This is a genomic window from Allobosea sp. 05T438, assembly GCF_056396025.1.
Genome location: NZ_JBFTKQ010000004.1, coordinates 115,920 through 136,450, shown reverse-complemented (window position 1 = coordinate 136,450; position 20,531 = coordinate 115,920). Strand labels below are relative to the sequence as shown.

The 20,531-nt window shown below is 65.0% G+C and carries 16 protein-coding genes and 1 pseudogene; 13 read left to right on the top strand and 4 right to left on the bottom strand.

Annotation, left to right across the window (positions count from 1 at the left end):
• Positions 1-11 precede the first annotated feature (11 nt).
• Both AC1DIN_RS11345 and AC1DIN_RS11340 read left to right on the top strand, forming a co-directional pair.
• Positions 12-944 carry a pyridoxal-phosphate dependent enzyme gene (locus tag AC1DIN_RS11345; RefSeq protein ID WP_476809854.1) on the top strand — a complete coding sequence of 311 codons (933 nt, stop codon included), beginning with the start codon at positions 12-14 and terminating at the stop codon, positions 942-944.
• Between the two features lie 66 nt (positions 945-1,010).
• Positions 1,011-1,562 (top strand): cysteine hydrolase family protein, encoded by a 552-nt coding sequence (locus AC1DIN_RS11340; RefSeq protein ID WP_476809853.1) that lies wholly within the window; start codon positions 1,011-1,013, stop codon positions 1,560-1,562.
• Positions 1,563-1,747: 185 nt separating this feature from the next.
• Here AC1DIN_RS11340 and AC1DIN_RS11335 read toward each other — a convergent pair whose 3' ends face one another.
• Both AC1DIN_RS11335 and AC1DIN_RS11330 read right to left on the bottom strand, forming a co-directional pair.
• A complete protein-coding gene (locus AC1DIN_RS11335) occupies positions 1,748-2,521 on the bottom strand; it encodes an SDR family NAD(P)-dependent oxidoreductase (RefSeq protein ID WP_476809852.1) in 774 nt (257 codons plus the stop codon).
• Positions 2,522-2,531: 10 nt separating this feature from the next.
• Entirely contained in the window at positions 2,532-2,915 is a 384-nt protein-coding gene (locus AC1DIN_RS11330) for a hypothetical protein (RefSeq protein ID WP_476765694.1), read from the bottom strand.
• A gap of 63 nt (positions 2,916-2,978) precedes the next feature.
• Here AC1DIN_RS11330 and AC1DIN_RS11325 point away from each other — a divergent pair.
• Together AC1DIN_RS11325 and AC1DIN_RS11320 are read left to right on the top strand one after the other, a co-directional pair.
• A pseudogene (locus AC1DIN_RS11325) lies at positions 2,979-3,179 on the top strand (TetR family transcriptional regulator); the annotation flags it as partial.
• A 42-nt stretch (positions 3,180-3,221) separates the two neighbouring features.
• The gene (locus tag AC1DIN_RS11320; protein ID WP_476765732.1) at positions 3,222-3,611 is read left to right on the top strand and encodes a hypothetical protein; all 390 of its coding nucleotides are present in this window, start codon (positions 3,222-3,224) and stop codon (positions 3,609-3,611) included.
• A gap of 258 nt (positions 3,612-3,869) precedes the next feature.
• Here the strand turns inward: AC1DIN_RS11320 and AC1DIN_RS11315 are convergent, their stop codons facing one another.
• The gene (locus tag AC1DIN_RS11315) at positions 3,870-4,625 is read right to left on the bottom strand and encodes an IclR family transcriptional regulator (protein ID WP_441470102.1); all 756 of its coding nucleotides are present in this window, start codon (positions 4,623-4,625) and stop codon (positions 3,870-3,872) included.
• 104 nt (positions 4,626-4,729) lie between these two features.
• On the opposite strand from AC1DIN_RS11315, the gene AC1DIN_RS11310 reads away from it, so the two are divergent.
• The 4 genes from AC1DIN_RS11310 (at position 4,730) to AC1DIN_RS11295 (ending at position 8,812) form a co-directional block, all read left to right on the top strand.
• The gene (locus tag AC1DIN_RS11310) at positions 4,730-6,430 is read left to right on the top strand and encodes a thiamine pyrophosphate-binding protein (protein WP_476809851.1); all 1,701 of its coding nucleotides are present in this window, start codon (positions 4,730-4,732) and stop codon (positions 6,428-6,430) included.
• Positions 6,431-6,493: 63 nt separating this feature from the next.
• Complete coding sequence (locus AC1DIN_RS11305; RefSeq protein ID WP_476809850.1) at positions 6,494-7,306, top strand: transporter substrate-binding domain-containing protein; 813 nt, start codon at positions 6,494-6,496, stop codon at positions 7,304-7,306.
• A 70-nt stretch (positions 7,307-7,376) separates the two neighbouring features.
• Positions 7,377-8,045: an amino acid ABC transporter permease gene (locus tag AC1DIN_RS11300; protein WP_476765698.1), complete on the top strand. Its 669-nt coding sequence runs from the start codon at positions 7,377-7,379 to the stop codon at positions 8,043-8,045.
• Positions 8,030-8,812, top strand: a complete 783-nt coding sequence (locus AC1DIN_RS11295; RefSeq protein ID WP_476809849.1) for an amino acid ABC transporter ATP-binding protein — start codon at positions 8,030-8,032, stop codon at positions 8,810-8,812. The genes AC1DIN_RS11300 and AC1DIN_RS11295 overlap by 16 nt, the downstream gene beginning before the upstream one ends.
• Positions 8,813-9,053: 241 nt before the next feature.
• Here AC1DIN_RS11295 and AC1DIN_RS11290 read toward each other — a convergent pair whose 3' ends face one another.
• The gene (locus AC1DIN_RS11290; RefSeq protein ID WP_441470088.1) at positions 9,054-9,179 is read right to left on the bottom strand and encodes a hypothetical protein; all 126 of its coding nucleotides are present in this window, start codon (positions 9,177-9,179) and stop codon (positions 9,054-9,056) included.
• Positions 9,180-9,456: 277 nt separating this feature from the next.
• Between AC1DIN_RS11290 and AC1DIN_RS11285 the strand changes: the two genes are divergently transcribed.
• The 5 genes from AC1DIN_RS11285 (at position 9,457) to AC1DIN_RS11265 (ending at position 20,497) form a co-directional block, all read left to right on the top strand.
• Positions 9,457-10,323: a hypothetical protein gene (locus tag AC1DIN_RS11285; protein WP_476809848.1), complete on the top strand. Its 867-nt coding sequence runs from the start codon at positions 9,457-9,459 to the stop codon at positions 10,321-10,323.
• A gap of 130 nt (positions 10,324-10,453) precedes the next feature.
• Positions 10,454-10,753: a hypothetical protein gene (locus AC1DIN_RS11280; protein WP_476765706.1), complete on the top strand. Its 300-nt coding sequence runs from the start codon at positions 10,454-10,456 to the stop codon at positions 10,751-10,753.
• Between the two features lie 188 nt (positions 10,754-10,941).
• Positions 10,942-11,295, top strand: coding sequence for a hypothetical protein (locus AC1DIN_RS11275; RefSeq protein WP_476765707.1), 354 nt, complete (start codon positions 10,942-10,944; stop codon positions 11,293-11,295).
• 334 nt (positions 11,296-11,629) lie between these two features.
• Positions 11,630-11,785: a hypothetical protein gene (locus AC1DIN_RS11270; RefSeq protein ID WP_441470084.1), complete on the top strand. Its 156-nt coding sequence runs from the start codon at positions 11,630-11,632 to the stop codon at positions 11,783-11,785.
• A 162-nt stretch (positions 11,786-11,947) separates the two neighbouring features.
• Positions 11,948-20,497: a GH36-type glycosyl hydrolase domain-containing protein gene (locus AC1DIN_RS11265; RefSeq protein WP_476809847.1), complete on the top strand. Its 8,550-nt coding sequence runs from the start codon at positions 11,948-11,950 to the stop codon at positions 20,495-20,497.
• The last annotated feature ends 34 nt before the right edge of the window (positions 20,498-20,531 follow it).

The window sequence follows — 20,531 nt, the reverse complement described above, 5'->3', positions numbered from 1 at the left end:
GGAAGGTCATGATGTCCCTCCATGTCAGAACGCCGACCTACTGCTCGCCTTTTCTCTCCCGGGCGAGCGGGCGCAAGGTGTGGCTGAAGCTTGAATCCATTCAACCCTCCGGATCCTTCAAGCTCCGCGGCATCGGGCTTGCGTGTCAGGAACATGCAAAGCGCGGGGTCAAGCGCTTCGTCAGCTCGTCTGGCGGCAACGCCGGGATCGCCGTCGCCTATGCCGGGCGTGAACTCGACGTCCCGGTGACGGTTGTCGTTCCCGAGACGACATCGCCAAGGGCATGTCGCCTGATCTCGGACATGAATGCCGATGTCCTGGTACAGGGTGCGTCCTGGCAGGAGGCAAACGAGCGCGCGCTTTCGATGCTGGGCGACAGCGACGCGTTCATCCACCCCTTCGACGACCCGGTGGTGTGGCGAGGGCACTCGACGATCATCGATGAGGTGGTCGAAGATGGAGTGCGGCCGGACCTCGTCGTGCTCTCCGTCGGTGGCGGCGGATTGCTGAGCGGCGTCATCGAAGGCTTGCGTCGCCACAAGCTGGATATTCCCGTTCTTGCGGTGGAGACGACGGGCGCGTCCTCCTTTGCCCAGTCGGTTGCCCGGGGCGAGCGCATCGTTCTACCGGCGATCGAAAGCATCGCCACCTCGCTCGGTGCGCGCCAGGTGTCGGAGCATGCCTTCGCTCTCCTTGCAGAGCATCGCATCGACTGCGCCGTCGTCTCGGATCTTCAGGCGGTTGATGCCTGCCTGCGGTTCCTGGACGACCATCGCATCCTGGTCGAGCCGGCATGCGGGGCAAGTCTCGCCACGCTCTACCAGAATGTCGCGGACCTCGCCGATCATCAAAAAATCTTGGTCATCGTCTGCGGCGGGGCGACATCGACAGTCGAGCAATTGAATACGTGGCGCCGGAATCTTTCGATGGCGAGAGATCCCTAGGCCCAGGCCGATATCTCTGCCAATGAGAATAGATGCCTGTTTCAAATTCAACCTTGGGTGATCGTGATGTCGGTCGATTTCCACGGCAGCTACATCGACAGGGCGGCCCTCGTCGTCATGCATTATCAGGTCGATGTGTTCGACATCCTGTTCGGGCAGCAGCCATCGCCCTTGCTGGATCGGTGCAACGCACTGATCCGCCAATGGCGCGCCACCGGCCGACCGGTGCTGTTCCCCAACTTCTCGCTGGGCGAAGGCTATGAACATGCGCCGCCGGCTGAAAACCGTCAGATCACGCCCTATCTCCCGAGCGGACGATTTCGCACCGGCCTGCCCGTAGAAGGGCTCGCAATCGAACCGGGCGATCTTGTCTATGCATGCCCGCGAGCCAGCGTCTTTTATGGCACATCGCTCGACGCCGACCTTCGGACGCGCGGTGTCAGCACGCTCGTCATGGCCGGGATAAGCACGACCGGCGTTGTTCTTTCGAGTGTCGCCTGGGCCAGTGATGCGGACTACGATCTGAGACTGGTCCGGGACTGCTGCTACGACCCTGATCAGAATGCGCACGAGGCCCTGTTTGGGTCCGGGTTTGGCGGACGCGTAAAGGTCGTGTGAAGCGGAGTTCGGATTGACCTGCCGCGGCATCAATCCCGGCTGCGGTGAACAGCCTGTCGCGCGAGTTGCATATGGCGGCGGCCGCGATGGCGCATGCCGCATCCGACCCGTTCTTGCGGTTGATGCTCGATCCACCCGTGACGGGACGGCTCGGCGATGCCGGCGCGGGGCCGCAGCGGCTGCTTTCAATGCATAAGCCGCCCGCCCGCGATATCGAGTGTCGCGCCCGTCAGCCAGCTCGCGCTTTCGGAGGCGAGGAAGAGAGTTGCTGCCGCTACGTCCGCCGGGGAGCCGAGCCGCCGGATCGGATGGGCAAGGGCAACCTGCGCCTGGATGTCGGGTGGCATATGCGCTGCCGTGCGATCCGTCAGAACGGCGGAGGGCGCAACGCAGTTCACGCGCACCCCGCTCGGGCCGAGGTCATGTGCCGCCTGCTGCGTCAGCATGATGATGCCTGCCTTGGCGACGCCATAGCCAAGCGGCGCCTGTGAGGGCGCACGGCCGGCGGAGGAGGCCATGGTGATGACGGCCCCTCCACGCCCTTGCCTGAGGCTGGGCAAGAAGACGGACAGCGTCAGGAAGGTCGCGGTCAGATTGTGGTCGAGACTGGAGCGCCAGTCCGCTTCGGTTACGTCCTCCAGCGGCGCGGGGCGACCACTCCCGCCGCCAGCAAACGCGACCAGAATATCGAGCTTGTCCCCTCGTTCCGCGAACACGGCGCGCGCAGCTTCCAGTTCCTCGCGACTGGTGCAGTCGAGGCAGACACTGGCATGCCCGGCTGAGATTGCTTCCAGCGAGCGGAGCGTTGCGTCGAGCCGGCTCCGATCACGCCCCGCCACTGTGACGCGCACGCCGTTGCAGGCAAGCCAGCGCGCCGTTTCAGCGCCAATGCCGCCGGAGCCTCCGGTGACGACGGCCGTCTTGGCGGCGAGATCGGGATAGATCGGGATCGAAAACATTCACCGCTCCTCAGGCGTAACGTGCGATAGCCATGCAGACCACCGTGACCATCAGCAGGGCGGCGGCAACGCGTTGGATGCGACCGGGCGTGGCCGCAGGACCGGCGGCACCAGATCGCAAAGCCCATAGGGCGCCGATCGCCTGGATTGCGAATGCCGTCAGCGCTGTTGCCGCTCCCACGGCGAGCGTCGCCTCCATATTGCCGAAACCACCTGCGTGAGCGAGCTGCCAAAGCAGCATGCCCGAGCCCATCGCGACAAGCGCGGCTCCCATCTGGGGTTTGGCCAGCCCGGCGGCATCCGCTCCGCCGGCCCGCGCCAGAACGAAGGTCGTCCCAGCCCAAAAAACAGAGGAGAGAAGATGCACGGCGATGATGATCGGCAGGGGCTGCATCGGCTAAGCTCCGGTGGCGCAGATTGAACATGCGTCAAATTTGGATATACACACTGTATAGTCATGACTCGCAACGGTACGTCAAGGCCCTATTCAGGCACCAAGCGGGAGGCAAAGGCGGCGGAAACGCGCAGTCGGCTGCTCGCAGCTGCTACGGCGCTGCTCCGCCAGCCGAGCGGCGGGGCGCTCTCGCTGGAATCCGTCGCTGTAGCCGCGGGGGTAACCCGGCTCACGGTCTACAATCAGTTCGGCTCGCGGCGCGGCCTCCTCGAGGAGACGTTCGACAATCTGGCGGCAGCGGGCGCGATGGCGACGCTGACGGAAGCGATGGCGCTCGCGGATCCGCACGAGGCCCTTGCCGGGCTGGTCCGGGTCTTCTGCGATTTCTGGAGTTCAGATGATGCATTGGCCGGGCTGTTCGCGACAGCCGCCATCGACACGGAGTTGGCCGAAAGCCTGGCGCTGCGCAACGAGCGCCGCCGCATGGCGCTGGGCGTGATTGTTCGCCGCAGGGGCGGTGACGAAGCGAAGCAGAAAGACGTTGTCGACCTGCTCTTCGCTTTGACGAGCTTCCCCATGTTCCAGATGCTGCGCACCGGCGAACGCGGCGCCGACGCCATATGCGCGCTGCTCCAACCGCTCTGCTCCCGGGTGCTGGAAGGAGAGTCCGGGGAGGGGCCCGGAGCAGCATTGTAGTTGGGCCGGCCCCGCCGGGCTGACAGAGCGTTCGCCTCCGGCAGCGCGAGCACGCGGGGCGGCATGCCAGGACGCCGGGCAAGGTGCTCTGGAGGTCCCATCAGGGTTGCCAGCGGAGTTAGCTACGGATTTGTGAGCGTCCGGTTCCGGGCGACATGCAAACCTCCGCTCTTGTCGCTTCACGGCTCCCCAACTGGCAGAACCTCGATACATGGATCTCCGCGTTTCGAACTGCGAGGTTTCTCTCGGTTCGACAGCCTAACGCGTCCATCGGGCGTCACCGATACGGGCGCCGAAATGACGGCCAAAGGCAAGCAGCGCATCGATGATCGGCTGATCGTTACCGTCAGCCAGGGCGAAGAGCGGATACGAGACGCTGACGGCGATCGAGGTGCCCTTGTGCTTCTCCGTGAGGGCGATCGAGACCGCCTTTACGCCGTCGAAGAGCTCCTGATTTGAGATGGCGTAACCACGCAGTCGCGTTAGGGCCAGCTCGCGCAGCAATTCGTCGACCGAGTGCAGCGTCTGCCTGGTGGTCGCAGCCAAGGAGCCTTCAAACAGGCCGCGAATCTCCGCGTCGGGCTTGAGCGAGAGAAGCGCCTTGCCCATCGCCGCTGCATGCGCCGGCAGGCGGTGTCCGGGCTCGACGGCGAACTGGATCGGCTGCGAGCCGCGTACCGTCTTGAGCACGACGACCTCCGCTCCGGAGAGGACCCCCAACCATACCGTGTGCTGCGTCTCGCGTGCGAGCGCTTCCATTTCCTTTTGCGCCTGCTCGACGATGTCGAATTTGCGGTGGAAGCCGGCGGCGAGCTGGACGGCGAGAATTCCTGCGCCGTAGCGCTGGGTTAGCGGGTCCTGCTCGATCAGGCCGCCACCTGCCAGTGAAGCCAGCAGACGCGAAGCCGTGCTGCGATTCACCTTGAGATGGCGACTGACGTCGCCGACCCGCAGCTCTCCGCCTGATTCAACCATGAGCTGCAACGCGCTGACGGCCTTCTCGATCGATTTCATCCAGCCTCGCATTGCGGCTTGACGTGGCGACAAAGCGCCGCCACGATTAATAAACAACATGTTGCACAATACGCAACACAATCAAAACGTCAAGGGAGAAGACGATGCGAGGAACCGGCGGCGCGCTGCTCTATGCGACCCTGAAGAGCCATGGGGTGAGGTGCCTGTTCGGGATGGAGGATCCGATCCATGTCTTCCATGCGGTCGATCGGTCCTTCACCCGGATTGTTACCGTCCGCGACGAGAAGCATGCGGCGATCATGGCGCATGGCTATGCCCAGGTGACCGGCCGTCCCGGCGTCTGTGCCGCGACCTTCGGCCCCGGCGCGACCAACCTGATCACGGGGCTCCTCGAGGCGCAGCGCTCGTCCGTGCCGGTGATCGCGCTGGTGCAGGACCATGCGCTACGGCTGAAGAACAAGCATGCCAGCAGCGCGCTCGATCACGCCGTGGCGCTCGGTCCCTACGTCAAGGAAGTCATTCGCATCGACATGCCAGAGCAGGCGGGCGATGCGGTGCGCAAGGCGTTCCGGATCGCGACGACGGGGCGCCCCGGCCCGGTCGTGCTGCTGTGCCCGGGCGATGTGATGGCGGCGGAGGCCGAGGCCGAGACCTGGGCGGACCCGGCCTATGCCCATTTTCCGGCCAACCGCGTCCGGGCGAGCCGGGAGTCGATCGCCGGTGCCGCCCAACTGCTGGCGGGCGCGCGCCGACCGCTGCTGATCGCCGGTGGCGGCTCGATCATCTCGGGCGCCGAGGAGGAGATCCGGATCCTGGCGGAGCTCTTCGACATGCCGGTCGCGACGACGATGACCGGGCGCGGCGCCATCCCCGACACCCATCCTCTCGCCGCGGGCCCGCTCGGCTCGACCACGGGCGGGCGCTATGGCCGCGGCCGCATCTCGAACACGCTGTTCGCCGAGGCGGACGTCGTCTTCGTGCTCGGCTCGCGCACCGGGCAGATCTGCTACAGCGACTGGTCGCTGCCCAAGCCCGGCACCAAGCTGATCCATCTCGACATCGACCCGGCCGAGATCGGTCGCAATTTCGCGACCGACGTGGCCATGGTCGGCGATATCCGCGACACGCTGCGCGACCTCCTCGCCCATTGCGCCGAGCACGGGCTGGCGCGCACCGACGCGGCGACCCGCGAGCGCCTCAACGCCCTGACCCAGGCCTGGCGCGAGGAATTCCGGCCCGTCGCCACCTCCGGCCAGACGCCGATCCGGCCGGAGCGGCTGCTCGCCGAGATCTCGGCGCGGACGGACGAGAAAACCCTGATCGTCACCGATGCCAGCTACGTCACCGGCTGGGCGATGAGCCATATCGACGTGCCCGGCGCCGGCCGCTTCATCCTCTCGCCGCGCGGCACCGGCGGCATTGGCTGGAGCCTGCCGGCCGCGATCGGCGCCAAGATGGCCGACCCCTCGCTCAAGGTCGTCTGCGTCACCGGCGACGGCGCCTTCGGCTATGTCTTCAACGAGCTGGAAACTGCCGCCCGCTACGGCGTCGAGGTCCTGGTCGTCGTCTTCAACAACGGCACGCTCGGCTTTCAGCGGCACTGGGAGCAGAAGGCGATGGGCCGCTATCTCGAATGCGACTTCCTCGACATCGACTTCGGCGAAGTCGGCCGCGCGCTGAAATGCAAGGGCGAGCGCATCACCGATCCGACGGGGATCGCAGATGGCCTCGCGCGCGGGCAGGCGGCGGGAGCGCCTTACGTCCTCGACGTCGTGATCGATCCGGACGCCACGGCGCCGATCGTCGGCTTCGAGACCATCCTCGCCGCCGACGCCGTTCACTGACGCCACGCTCGCACAAGATCAAAGGGCTGCCGGAGAGACAGCCTCAAACAGGGAGGGAACAGCATGTTGAAACATATCGCAGCCATGACGATGGCCGTTGCCGTCACGGCCATAGCAGCACTGACGGCCTCCGCCGCCAAGGCCGGCCCGACGCTGGACCGGATCATCAAGGAGAAGAAGATGGTCGTGGGCGTCGCGCCCTGGAACCGCTTCGTCCTGCTCAATCCGAAGAGCGGGGAATACGAGGGCTTCATCGCCGATGACATCCATAATTTCGAGCAGATGACCGGGATCAAGGTCCAGCTCGTCAATACCACCTGGAGCGGGCTCGTCGCCGGGCTCCAGGCCGGGCAATGGGATGTGGTGATGAGCGGCCTCGGCGCCACGCCCGAGCGCGCCATCGCCGTCGCCTTCACCGACCCGATCGGATACCTGTCGTCGACCGCGATGGTGCGCGCCGACAGCTCCGTGCAGAGCTTCGAGGATCTCGACAAGCCCGGCAATGTCGTCTCGGTCGTCAGCGGCACGGCCGCCCAGCAATTCGCCCAGCGAACCTTCAAGAACGCCAAGGTGAACCCGCTCTCCGACACCGCCGCCGCGGTGCTGGAGGTGATGCAGGGGCGGTCGACCGCCTATATCGGCGATTCCGTCTCGAACGCGATGCGCGCCGAGGAGCGCCCGACCGAGCTGCGCAATGTCAAGTTTGCAGCCGACAAGACCGAGTGGACGACCATGAACCACGCCGTCCGCTACTCGGATCTCGATCTCGTGGTGTTCCTCAACACCTATGTCCGGGCGATGCAGCTTCGTGGCTGGTACCGCACTCTCGCAGAGAAGTGGAAGTTGCCGCCCGAACTCGCGACCGGGCCGCGCTGATCTCACCCAGGGACGCGCTGCGTTCGTCGGCGCGTCCCTTTTCGCCTGGATTTCCGGCCGGGGTCGGGACATGAATTACACTTTCCAGTTCGGCGTTCTCAGCGATTACGGGCCGTATCTCGCCGGCGGCCTCTGGCATGCCTGGTGGACGAGTTTCCCGGCCATCCTGTTTTCGACCCTGCTCGGCGTCGTCTTGGCTGCGATGAGCATGTCGCAACGCAGGCTGGTACGCAGTGCCTCCGTCGTCTTCGTCGATCTGTTCCGCACGCTGCCCGTGGTGGTCCTGCTGATCTGGATCCATTACGTGCTGCCGATCCTGACGGGCGCTTCGCTGTCGCCGACGGCGAGCTCCGTCATTGCACTCTCGCTCAACGGCGCGGCGCTGGCCTGCGAAGCCTTCCGCGGCGGGCTCGAGGCGATCCCGCAGACGCAGGTGCAAGCCGCGCAGTCGCTCGGCTTCTCGCGCTGGAAGGTGATGCGCTACATCACCCTGCCGCAGGCCTTCTTCGCCACCTTGCCCTCGCTGACCAACGTCCACATCACCGTGATCAAGAACGTGACCGTGACCGTACTGATCGCGGTCCCCGAAGTGATGTTCCGTGCGCAGGAACTGACGGTCCAGTTCTTCCGCCCGCTCGAATTCTACACCGGCGCGGCGCTGCTATATGTCGCGCTGATCTGGGGCTACACCATCCTGATGCGGATGATCGAAAGGCTGCAGAAATGGCAAGCGATCTGAGGGCGGCGGCGGCCATGCCTGCCGCGCAGGACTTCATTCGGATCCACGACGTCCATAAATCCTATGGCGATGTGAAAGTCCTCAACGGGATCTCGCTCGATGTCGCCGAGGGAGAGGTTCTGGTGTTGTGCGGGCCAAGCGGTTGCGGCAAGAGCACGCTGCTGCGCTGCATCAACGGATTGGAGACGATCAACGCCGGCGCCATCACGGTCGGCGGCCGCAATGTCGCGACTGCAACGCCGGAGGAACTTCAGGCGATCCGGCTCTCGACCGGCTTCGTCTTCCAGAACTTCAACCTGTTCCCGCATATGACCGCGCTGCAGAACATCACGATTGCGCCGATGAAGATCCTGGGCCAATCGGCACGAGAGGCCAGCGACGAAGGCCGCCGGCTCCTCGAACGCGTCGGGATGGCCGACAAGGCCAATTCCTACCCGTTTCAGCTTTCCGGCGGCCAGCGCCAGCGCGTCGCCATCGCCCGTGCGCTCGCAATGAAGCCGACGCTGATGCTGTTCGATGAGCCGACCTCGGCGCTCGATCCCGAGATGCGCGAGGAGGTGCTGCAGGTGATCCGCCAGGTTCATCACGACCACGGCATGACCATGGTCGTTGTGACACACGAGATCGGTTTTGCCAGGAGCGTCGCCAGTCGCGCGATGCTGCTCGATGCCGGTGAGATCGTCGAGGAGGCGCCGGTCCGCAGCTTCTTCGCCAATCCGACGCAGGAACGCACCCGGCGCTTCCTCCGGGCGATCGTCAACGACTAGCCGACCGCGCCTGACGCGAGGGGCAACCTCAGAGTGAAAGGCGTCTCGCTCATTTCGCTTCTTTCCTTGGGCCGGCATGAACTGCGGGTTGTCGATCCAATTCCGCTCGGCAGGCCCGAATTTGACAGCTTTTCCGCTTTCTCGGCAGCCAGACACCGATGACGACCGAAGCGGCGGCGCGACGACCGGGCAGCATGGATGCAGCATTCGGCGCGTGATTTTTCCGCCGCTCGAAACCTCGTCAAAGCAGCACGATAGCGAAGGCGAGAGCGAAGGCCGCGATCAAGCCCAGATGGGCCATCCAGCCGAGATATCGCGCAGCTATCCAGACGCGATAGAAATACCAACGTATTGAGATCGCTGTCATATCGGGCTCCAAATCCTGGGCCCAGGGCAGAAAGCCTGCCGAGTCATCAAAATGACCTTCAAATAATAAGAACGGTCATATGAGGCGTTTTTGAACAATAACACCTGGGCATTGAAAAGTCCATTTTCATCATTTTATTTAGAGATATCGATGGTCTTTTGATTTTACTATTTTGTTTTCTTTTAAGGGCGGCCTATGATGCCCTTATCGGCAGTCTCTTATCAGGGCGCTGTCGGCTGAGGGCGTTCACGCTCTGGCCCTGACCGGGGAGGACTCGATGTCCTCAACCTTTCTGACAGCAGGCGACACAAAATTGATCGAGCACCTGCTCGATGAGGTCTATGAATCCTGGGCGCAGCGCGGCATCGATATCGAGAAAGCCCGTGCCGAGCTCTTCGCTCGTGCCTATGGCATCGGTGCCCGCATCGACACCAACTTCGGCCGACACTTGGCGAAACATACCGGAGGAGCGGGCAGGGGGGATACCCCCTTTCTTCGACAAGAGCACATGCTCCCTTCGCCGGATGAGGAGCTGAATGCGGCGCCGGAAGTTCTGCCAATTTCAACAGCAGGTCATACCGATGTCCTGATCATCGGACGGAATTTCAGTGGCGAAGCGGCTTTGATCCGATGGCTCTCGGACGGTCCTTCGCCTCGGCCAAATGGATTTTGGGCGCGGTGCGACAACGACGAACCATTCGCTGCGACGCACTGGATTCCATCAACCTGGACGACGGATGAAGAGCGGAAGCATTCCGGCCGAGGAGCGTACGTAGACGCCAAGCCGGAATTCCTGTCCCACCTCGATCTTCAGTCGGCCATTGCGGCGTTTCTAACGGTCTGCCAGGTCGAGGCTGGTGCGGTATCTGCGGCGACTGCTGCGGACGCCATTCGACGCATCTTTCCCAATTGGAGGGCGGCGGGGATCGACCTTGCCACCGCAATCGCAGAAGAAGCGCTTCGCCAGGGCTTCCCGATCGGAGAGGGATTGAAACCGCCCATCCCATTCTCTCTGGAGAGCTGGGAGAATGAAGGTGGTGCGGTAGCCGGGGAGAAGCGTCATCGAGCCAGCTCCGGCCCGGACCATCGTTCTCTGAATTCCGGCGCGGGTCATGACCATGCGATGGTCGAAACCCAGCCCTGAGTCTTTGAGCCGACCGTCATCTCTATCGAGAATTTGGTCGGCGGCAACTCCGCTTGCATTTGATCCTCAGAGGCTTCGCTGGCCGCATTCATCTCGTTTCCCGCGCCGCGCGCGGACGATCGGCTCTATCGTGAAACCGACAGTCGAGGCTTATACCGTCGCCATCCCGTGGTACGAACCGGAGGATTTCGATCAACTCTGGGCAATGACCAGCGACGGGGGCGATGCGCCGCCCGATTACGACACCTGGCATCGAAGCGCCGTTGCCGTTGTCAGCGCGTGGCTCGCCACGGGGCGGGCCCTGCAAATCGTGACGATCCGTCCTGCTGGCCTGATCGCTTGGCTCGACATTCGTGGATTGGCCAACACGACCGAAAATCAACGTCGCTACGCGGAACATTTCGCCACCCGAAACCAAGATGCCGCCTAGACGAAGGCGATTTCCCTGCCGTCGAAATCGCGCCGCGCTGCTCTTCCTGCGAAGCAGTGACGTCGATAAAGAGCCGAAAAATCAGGCGAACACTTCGATAATATCAAAATTATTTCGAATCTCTGAGAATGAAATATGATACCGTACTCTACGGGAGCTTTCTCTTCCGTGGAACGAAAGATAATCCCATGAAAATCCCTGCAGAAACCAAGCCTGCAATCTGGGGCGCGGTCGGTGGCGCGATTGCTCTCGCAGTGATCGGATTCACCTGGGGAGGTTGGTCCACGGCCGCATCAAGCGAACGCCTGGCCGCGCTGAGGGCCGAAAATGCTGTCGTGGCCGCCCTGTCTCCGATCTGCGTGAACAGATTTCAGCAGCAGCCGAATCCCGATGCTGCTCTCGGCGAATTGAAGAAGATCAGCTCCTGGCAACAGGGCGATTACATCGCGAAAGGCGGCTGGGCCACGATGGTGGGCAGCACCTCGCCGGACTCGGCCGTGGCAAAGGCATGCGCCGAAACGCTCAGCATGCAGAAGAGCTGAGATGTTGACGGGCTGCGCGGAGAGATTCCTGCGCGAGCCGGCGAAGACGCAAAAGCCTGACATTGGCGCCCGGGCTCGCCGACACGAAGAGCGGTTCGTTCGAGCCCGCCCGTTCATGCCGGCGAGACCCGCAGGTGCCTCCGGTTTCAGGCCAACGCCAAGGCCAGTGCCTGGGTCAGCACGGCTGCCCCCGCGCGCGGGGCTTCAGCCTCGCAACGGATGAGACCCGAGCGGCGAGGACGTCTTCCGCCCGCCCGCCGGCGGCAGGAGGGAAGGGCGCTTTCACGCGGCTGTCGCCAGAGACGCTCACCGCCGCAACCCACAGGAGGTGGCCATGGCCAAAGGACAGCTACGCGGCAATCGAGAAGCCAAGAAACCGAAGAAGAAAAAGGAAATCGCTGCGGTGCCGACCCCGGTCCGCGGGACGTCGATGCCAATCGCCCCCCCGACGAACACGAGCAAGCATGAGCGCCCGAGCCAGAAAAAATAGGGTCATGTTGAAGCCGAGCGCTCTTCGCCGCGAGCAGCCTGCCGGGACCTGTCGCGCGGTGGTCGACGCGGAGGAGATGCCGGACATCTTCTGTCTCGCCTATCGGCGAAGCTCGTCCCTGGGCGTCGTCCATATCGTGCCGGTGTGGACTGAAAGGCGGCCATGAACGCAATTGCTGACACCCTGCGTCGCCGCCGCACAGAACTGCTGCAGCGGGGAACCGCCGCTTGGCTAGGTTCCATCTGGAGCGACACGGCGCCAATCCGGGAGGAACTGTTCGGGGTCGAACGGCTGGAGGAGCACGCCGGCAGCTTGGCCGCGGCTCAGCCGGTCACGACTCGGCCGCCATCCGTTCCCTCCTTGCACGGACGCCTGAAGAGCAATGCGGCGGTCCTGCTTGCCGCCTACCGGGCGACGGCAGTCGTCGTAGAGAGCGGGCACACGGTCGTCCCCGCCGCTGAATGGCTGCTGGACAATTACCATCTCGTGGAGGAGCAGATCCGCGAAATCCAGGGTGACCTGCCACCCGGCTACTACCGGCAATTGCCGAAGCTCGCCGAGGGCCCCTTCGCCGGCTATCCGCGCGTATTGGGCCTGGCCTGGGCTTATGTCGCGCACACGGACAGTCATTTCGATCCGGAGATGCTGCGCCGCTTCATCGTCGCCTATCAGCAGGTCCAGCCGCTGACCATTGGCGAGTTATGGGCTGTCGCGATCACGCTGCGCATCGTGCTCATCGAGAATCTTCGTCGACTTGCCGATCAGATCACGGATGGGCGCCGCTCCCGTCGGGAGGCCGATCTTTTGGCCGACCGGCTTCTGGCTTCGGGGGAAGCTCGCTCGGCGCTCGAGGCGGACATTGTTCGTCGCTCTCCCGGGCCACTTAGTGAAGTCTTCGCCGCGCAGCTCGCCAAGCGGCTCAGGGACCAGGACCCCTGGACGACACCGGCCCTGGGATGGCTGGAGGAACGGCTGCGAGCCCAGGGCGCGTCGATCGATGGCGCGGTCGAGCAAACCCAGCGGCGGCTGGGTGCCTCGAATGTCAGCGTGCGCAATATCATCACCAGCATGCGGCTGATCTCCGACATCGACTGGGCCGAGCTCTTCGAGAGCGTGAGTCTGGTCGACGACCGGCTACGGGCAGGCAGCGCCTTCGGCGCCATGGATTTTCCAACCCGCAACCTCTATCGGAGCGCGATCGAGCAGCTCGCTCGCGGTTCCCGGCTGTCCGAGCTCGACATCGCCGGGCGTGCGCTGAAGGCCGCAGCGACGGCGGAATCCGCGGCGCCGGAGGACGGTGAAACCGCAGCAGCCCGCGATCCCGGCTATCATCTGATAGCCGGCGGCCGAACCGCGTTCGAGCGGACGATTCGATTTCGTCCGCCACCACGGCTCCGCCTCATCCGTCTCAGCATCCGCCTCGGCCTCGGCGGCTATGTCGGCACGATCCTCGCAGTCACACTCGGCCTGACCGCGCTCGCACTCTGGGCGCTTTCCGCAGCGGGTCTTTCCGCCGGCGGGCTCACCGCCTTTGCGCTGGTCGGCTTCATACCGGCGAGCGAAGTCGCGACCGCCCTCGTCAACCGGGCGGTGGCTTTCATGTTCGGCGCCGCCGCGCTGCCCGGCCTCGAACTCGCGGGCGGCGTGCCCACCTCCCTGCGCACCCTCGTCGCCGTGCCGACCCTGCTCACCGGCGAAGCCGATCTCCTGGAACAGATCGAGCGGCTGGAGGTCCATCATCTTTCCGGCGCAGGCGGCGATCTCACTTTTGCCTTGCTGTCGGACGGCGTCGACGCCGACCGGGAGGTCCTCGCCGAAGACGCGCCGCTGCTCGAAGTGGCCGTGAAGGCCATCGAGGAACTGAACCGGCGTTACGGCCCCGGTCCCGGAGGCGACCGCTTCCTCCTGCTGCACCGCCGCCGCCGCTTCAATCCAGGCGAGAAACGATGGATGGGATGGGAGCGAAAACGCGGCAAGCTGCACGAACTCAACCGCCTTCTGCGCGGAGCGAACGATACCTCCTTCATGTCCGTGGCCGGTCGCCTGCCGCATGTTCCGGCCGATGTGCGCTACGTCATCACGCTCGACGCCGATACGCGCCTGCCCCGGGACGCCGCGCTCCGGCTGATCGGCAAGATGGCGCATCCGTTGAACCGTCCGAGATTCAGCCTTGCCGAACATCGGGTCGTCAGCGGTTACGCCATTCTCCAGCCGCGGGTCACGCCCTCGCTGCCGACCGGCAATGAAGGCTCCTATTATCAGCGGGTCATCTCCGGCCCGGGCGGCATGGACCCCTACGCAGCGGCGGTATCCGACGTTTATCAGGACCTCTTCGGCGAGGGGTCCTACACGGGCAAGGGCATCTACGAGATAGACGCGTTCGAGGCCTCCCTTGCAGGCCGGATCCCGGAAAACGCGCTGCTCAGCCACGATCTGTTCGAAGGTGCGTTCGCGCGCGCCGGACTCGCCTCGGATGTCGAGGTCGTCGAAGAATTTCCCTCGCGCTACGATGTCGCCATGAAGCGCCATCACCGCTGGGCACGCGGCGATTGGCAGCTTCTCCCCTGGGTCCTGGGATTGACCGCGGGAGCGGGAGCGCTCACGGCCGTCGGCCGCTGGAAGATGCTCGACAATCTCCGGCGCTCGGTCCTGTCGCCGATCACCTTGCTCGCGCTCGGCCTGAGTTGGCTGTTTCCCATGCCCGCAGCGATCATGGGCACGTTCCTGACGGTGGCGACGATTGTGGTTCCCGCCTTCCTGCCGATCGTTTTTTCGGTGCTTCCTGGTCGGCGCGACATCCGCCTGCGCAGTCACCTCGTCAGGCTGGCATCGGAGCTGCGGCTCGCTGCGGCCCAGACGTTCCTGTCGCTTGTCTTCCTTCCCGATCAGGCCTGGCGAATGGGCGATGCCATCGCCCGAACCCTGGTGCGGCTGCTCGTCACGCGCCGTCACCTGCTGGAATGGACGACGGCCGCCAGGTCAACGGCGAGCCCGAGGCTGGATGTTCCGGGCTTCTATCGCCAGATGGCGGGCGGCACGATGCTGGCCCTCCTGACGACGGCGAGCGCGCTCGCCTTCGCGCCGTMGTCATGGCCGCTCGTCCTTCCATTCGCGCTGCTCTGGCTCGGCGCGCCCGTCGTGGCGCAATGGGCAAGCCGCTCGCCCAGTGTGCCACAGCGCCCCGCCATTCCGGATTCGGATGCGCGCGATCTGCGCCTCATCGCGCGGCGCACCTGGCGCTATTTCGAGACCTTCGTCACGCCGGCCGACAACATGCTGCCGCCGGACAATTTCCAGGAGGATCCCAAGCCGGCCCTCGCGCACCGGACCTCGCCGACCAACATCGGTCTTTATCTGCTTTCGGCCGCAGTTGCGCGAGACTTCGGCTGGGCGGGCACGATCCAGACCATCGAACGGCTGGAGGCGACATTCGAAACCTTGAAGCAGTTGCCGCGCTTTCGAGGGCACTTTTTCAACTGGTACGGGACGACGGACCTCGCCACGCTGCCTCCCAGCTATGTCTCGTCCGTCGACAGCGGCAATCTCGCGGGCCATCTCATTGCGCTGGCCAACGCATGCGAAGAATGGGCGGATGCCTCTATCGCCGCGACAGCGCGACAGGGCGCGGCCGACCATCTCGCTCTGGCGCGCGAGGCGTTGCTGGCCCCGGACATCCCGAACAGCGAACAGGCACGGGCATTGGCCGCCGTCCTGCAGGAGATCGACGCCCAACTCCGCGGCGTCCAGACGATAGATGCGCTCACCCCCGCGCTGATCCGCCTCGCGCAGAAGGCCTCCGCAATGACGCCGGCCCCTGTCCTGGAGGAGGGCGGCGACGGCCTCGCCGACATTGCCTATTGGGTCGATGCGCTCGGACAGGGCTTGCGCGAACATGACCGCGATCGCCGCCAGTTCGCCGAGGCGTCCGCAGCGATAAGGACTCGCCTGACGGCGCTCGCCGACACCGCACGCGCCATGGCGATGGAAATGGATTTTGCCTTCCTGCTCGATCCCGAACGGAAGCTGCTCTCCATCGGCTATGCCCTGGACGACAACGGCCTCGATCCGAGCTGCTACGACCTCCTGGCGTCCGAGGCGCGGCTCGCCAGCCTGATCGCGATCGCCAAGGGCGATGCGCCGACACGGCACTGGTTCCGGCTCGGCCGGCTCTCGACACCGCTCGGGAACGGGTCGGCGCTGATCTCTTGGTCAGGATCGATGTTCGAATACCTGATGCCCTCGCTGGTGATGCGCGCGCCGGCCGGAAGTGTGCTCGAACAGACCAGCCGTCTCGTGGTCGCGCGGCAGCAATCCTACGGCCGATCGCTGGGCGTCCCGTGGGGCATGTCCGAATCCGCGTACAATGTTCGGGATATCGAGTTCACCTACCAGTATTCGAATTTCGGCGTACCCGGCCTCGGCCTGAAGCGCGGCCTCGCCGAGAATACCGTGATCGCTCCCTATGCGACCGGCCTCGCCAGCATGGTGGATCCGCAGGGCGCGCGAAAGAACTATGCCCACCTTGCCCGGTTGGGCGCCCAGGGTCGCTACGGCTTCCGTGAAGCGCTCGACTTCACCCGCTCGCGGCTTCCCGAGGGAAAGACTGTCGCGATCGTGGGCAGCTTCATGGCCCATCATCAGGCCATGACCATCGTGGCCATCGCCAATACCCTCCATGACGGGCGCATGCGCGACAGGTTTCATCGTGAACCGATGATCCGGGCGAGCGAGCTCTTGCTGCAGGAACGCGCTCCCCGCGACGTCGTGCTGTCGTCTCCGCGCGCCGAGGGGGTCCGCGCCTCCGCGGCGGAGGCACCCGGCGGCGGCGAGACGGTGCGGCGCCTGACGGCCTCGGCCGCCGGTGCACCGATCACGCATCTGCTGTCCAATGGAACCTATGCCGTCATGCTGACCGCAACCGGGGGCGGCTACAGCCGCTGGCGCGACATTGCCGTGACGCGCTGGCGGGAAGATGCGACGCGCGACGATTGGGGCTCCTTCATCTTCGCCCGAGACCTTCGCAGCGGCGCCGTCTGGTCCGGCACCGCCCGGCCGATGGCGGGCGGTGCCGGTGAAGGAGAGGTCTTGTTCAGCGAGGACCACGCCCGGTTCACGCACCACGATCTGGATCTGTCGACGACGGTGGATGTCATCGTTTCCGGCGAGCACAACGGCGAAGTCCGTCACATTTCCCTCGCCAACAGCGGCAGACGGACACGCGAGATCGAGCTGACATCCTATGCCGAGCTCGTCCTGACCACGCCGGCCGCCGACGATGCGCATCCAGCCTTCGCAAAGATGTTCGTGCAGACCGAGTATCTGGCCAATTTCGGAGCCCTGATCGCCACCCGTCGGCTTCGGACGCCGGACGAGCCGCAGATATGGGCGGCGCATTTTGCCGTCGTGGAAGGCGATGTCACCGCCGGCCCGCAATACGAGACCGACCGCGCCCGCTTCATCGGCCGTGGCAGCAGCATCGGCACGGCGAAAGCCTTGTCGGGCGGGCAGCCTTTGTCGAACACCGTCGGGACAGTGCTGGACCCTATCTTTTCGTTGCGCCAGAGCGTGCGCATCGAACCCGGAAAGGTTGCGCGCGTCGCCTTCTGGACCGTCGTCGCCTCTTCGCGGGAAGAGCTTCTCGACCTGATCGACACCCACCGTGATCGCAGTGCGTTCGATCGTGCGAAGACCCTGGCCTGGACACAGGCACAGGTTCAGCTCCGCCATCTCGACATTGATGCGGGAGAGGCCGCCGATTTCCAGCGCCTTGCGGCACCGCTGCTCTATGCTGATCGCCGCTTCAGGTCGCCATCGGAAGTGATCCTTCGGGGCGCCGGCTCGCAATCGGGTCTATGGCAGCACGCCATCTCCGGCGACCTGCCCATCGTTCTGCTGCGGATCGACGATGCCGAGGACATCGCGCAGGTGCGCCAGTTGCTCCGCGCCCACGAATATTGGCGCATGAAGCGTCTCGCGGTGGACCTCGTCATCATCAACGAGCGCGTTTCCTCCTATGTCCAGGATCTCCAGACCGCCATCGAGGCGGCGGTCCGGGCCAACCAGTCGCGGCCGCCCTTTGGCGAGACGCCGGCGCGCGGCTCGGTCCATGTGCTGCGCGCGGACCTGATGAGCCTGGAGTCGCGCCTGCTTCTGCAGTCGGTCGCGCGCGTGGTCCTGGTGGCACGGCGCGGCCCGATCGCCAATCACCTGGCGCAGTCGCAGCAGCCCTTGGCCTCGCCGGCCGACACGCGCCGTGCCCATCGGCCGGCTGCGATGCCCCGCCCGGCGCCGTCGCGGAGCGCGCCCGCCCTCGAATTCTTCAACGGCCTCGGGGGCTTCGACAAGGACGGCCGGGAATATGTGACCGTCCTCGGTGCGGGGCAGACGACACCGGCGCCCTGGATCAACGTCATCGCCAATGCTGGTTTCGGCTTCCAGATATCCGCCGAGGGCAGCGGCTATAGCTGGGCTGCGAACAGCCGCGAGAACCAGATCACCCCGTGGTCGAACGACGCGGTCGCCGACCCGCCCGGCGAGGCGATCTATGTCAGGGACGAGGAGACGGGGGATCTGTGGTGTCCCACCGCTCAGCCGATCCGCGACGCCGGAATCTACGTGGCACGGCACGGGTTCGGCTATAGCCGCTTCGAGCATGAAGCCAACGGCATTGCGCTCGATCTGCTGCACTTCGTGCCGCTGGACGATCCCGTCAGGATTTCCCGCCTGAAGCTCACCAACCTGTCCGGCAGACCGCGCCGGCTTTCCGTTACCGCTTATGCGGAGTGGGTGCTCGGCACCTCGCGCGGCGCATCGGCACCGTTCATCACCACCGAGATCGACATGCGGAACGGGGCGATGCTGGCGCGCAACCCATGGAGCATCGCCTTCGCCTCGCAAATTGCCTTCGCCGATCTCTGCGGACGGCAGACTGCCTGGACGGCGGACCGTACCGAGTTTCTCGGGCGCGAAGACGGCCCCGCATCGCCGCTCGGCCTGACCGGAAAATTCCCCCTCTCTGGAAGGACAGGCGCGGGCCTGGATCCATGCGCAGCCTTGCAGGCGACCGTGGAACTCGGCATCGGCGAGACCGTCGAAGTCGTATCGTTGCTCGGGCAATGCGCCTCCATGGAAGAGACGCGGGTGCTGATCGCGCGGTATCGGGAAGCCGATCTCGACGCCGTCCTCGCCGCGGTGACCGATCACTGGCAAGCGGTGCTCGGCGTCGTCCAGGTGAAGACGCCGGACCGGGCGATGGACATCATGCTGAACGGCTGGCTGCTCTACCAGACGCTCGCCTGCCGCATCCGCGCCCGCTCGGCCTTCTACCAGGCGAGCGGCGCCTATGGCTTCCGCGACCAGCTGCAGGACGGCATGGCGCTGACGATCGCCCTGCCGGGGGAGACGCGCGGCCATATTTTGCGGGCGGCCGGGCGGCAATTCGTCGAGGGCGACGTCCAGCACTGGTGGCTCCCGCAAACGGGCCAGGGGATACGTACCCGCATATCCGACGACCATGTTTGGCTCGCCTTCGCGACCGCTACCTATGTCACGAGCTCGGGCGACATCTCGATTCTCGATGAGGTCGTTCCGTATCTGGATGGGCCGCAATTGCGGCCGGAGGAAACCGATCAGCTCTTCCACCCGATGCAGAGCGATGAATCGACCTCGCTGTTCGAGCACTGCGCCCGCGGCCTCGATCACGCTCTTTCGCTCATCGGCGCACGTGGCCTGCCGCTGATGGGAACCGGCGACTGGAACGACGGCATGAATCATGTCGGCGCGGGCGGAAGAGGGGAAAGCGTCTGGCTCGGCTGGTTGCTCATCCGCACCATCGAACTCTTCGCACCGTTGGCGGAAGAGCGAGCTCACGGCCGCGCCGGGCGCTGGCGCGCCCATGCGGCGGCGGTGCGGCAGGCGCTGGAGCGCTCGGCCTGGGACGGCGAATGGTATCGCCGGGCGACCTTCGACGACGGCACCTGGCTCGGCTCGAAGGACAGTGGCGAGTGCAGAATCGACGCCATCGCCCAGTCTTGGGCGGTGCTCTCAGGCCTCGCCGATTCCGGGCGGGCGGCGACGGCGATGGCTTCATTCGCGCGTCACCTGATCCGCACAGACGATGGCCTTGCCTTGCTGTTTGCACCGCCCTTCGACAAGACGCCGCTCGATCCGGGCTACATCAAGGGCTATCCGCCGGGCCTGCGCGAGAATGGCGGGCAATACAGCCATGCCGCCATGTGGGCGATCCTCGCCTTCGCCAAGCTGCGTGCAGGAGAGAAGGCGCATGATCTCTTCGCCCTTCTGAACCCGATCAACCATGCCCGCACGCCGGAAGAGGCCGAGTGCTACAAGGTCGAACCCTATGTCGTCGCGGCCGACGTCTATTCAGTCGCGCCCCATACCGGGCGTGGCGGCTGGACCTGGTATACGGGCTCGGCCGGCTGGATGCATCGAGCCGGCGTCGAAGGCATCCTGGGCATTCGCCGGGAGGGCGATGTCCTCCTTGTCGACCCCTGCATCCCTTCGGCTTGGCCGGGGTTCCAGGCGACGGTGAGGCTCGGTGAGGCGATCTGCCGGATCGAGCTTCGCGCACTCGGCGCGGGCAAGGAGAACGAGCCATATTGGGTTCTCGACGGAGTGCGTGGCGCAGACGCCGACCGACCCGTCCGTGTCCCTATCGACGGCAGAAGCCATGATCTGCTGATGTTCACCTGATACTGACTGCCAGTTTGCCCCTGAAAGCTCTGCC

Bases quoted from the DNA above. Each gene is read 5' to 3' on its own strand.
- AC1DIN_RS11345 (WP_476809854.1), top strand. From the start codon at position 12: ATGTCCCTCCATGTCAGAACGCCGACCTACTGCTCGCCTTTTCTCTCC.
- AC1DIN_RS11340 (WP_476809853.1), top strand. From the start codon at position 1,011: ATGTCGGTCGATTTCCACGGCAGCTACATCGACAGGGCGGCCCTCGTC.
- AC1DIN_RS11335 (WP_476809852.1), bottom strand. From the start codon at position 2,521: ATGTTTTCGATCCCGATCTATCCCGATCTCGCCGCCAAGACGGCCGTC.
- AC1DIN_RS11330 (WP_476765694.1), bottom strand. From the start codon at position 2,915: ATGCAGCCCCTGCCGATCATCATCGCCGTGCATCTTCTCTCCTCTGTT.
- AC1DIN_RS11320 (WP_476765732.1), top strand. From the start codon at position 3,222: ATGGCGACGCTGACGGAAGCGATGGCGCTCGCGGATCCGCACGAGGCC.
- AC1DIN_RS11315 (WP_441470102.1), bottom strand. From the start codon at position 4,625: ATGAAATCGATCGAGAAGGCCGTCAGCGCGTTGCAGCTCATGGTTGAA.
- AC1DIN_RS11310 (WP_476809851.1), top strand. From the start codon at position 4,730: ATGCGAGGAACCGGCGGCGCGCTGCTCTATGCGACCCTGAAGAGCCAT.
- AC1DIN_RS11305 (WP_476809850.1), top strand. From the start codon at position 6,494: ATGTTGAAACATATCGCAGCCATGACGATGGCCGTTGCCGTCACGGCC.
- AC1DIN_RS11300 (WP_476765698.1), top strand. From the start codon at position 7,377: ATGAATTACACTTTCCAGTTCGGCGTTCTCAGCGATTACGGGCCGTAT.
- AC1DIN_RS11295 (WP_476809849.1), top strand. From the start codon at position 8,030: ATGGCAAGCGATCTGAGGGCGGCGGCGGCCATGCCTGCCGCGCAGGAC.
- AC1DIN_RS11290 (WP_441470088.1), bottom strand. From the start codon at position 9,179: ATGACAGCGATCTCAATACGTTGGTATTTCTATCGCGTCTGGATAGCT.
- AC1DIN_RS11285 (WP_476809848.1), top strand. From the start codon at position 9,457: ATGTCCTCAACCTTTCTGACAGCAGGCGACACAAAATTGATCGAGCAC.
- AC1DIN_RS11275 (WP_476765707.1), top strand. From the start codon at position 10,942: ATGAAAATCCCTGCAGAAACCAAGCCTGCAATCTGGGGCGCGGTCGGT.
- AC1DIN_RS11270 (WP_441470084.1), top strand. From the start codon at position 11,630: ATGGCCAAAGGACAGCTACGCGGCAATCGAGAAGCCAAGAAACCGAAG.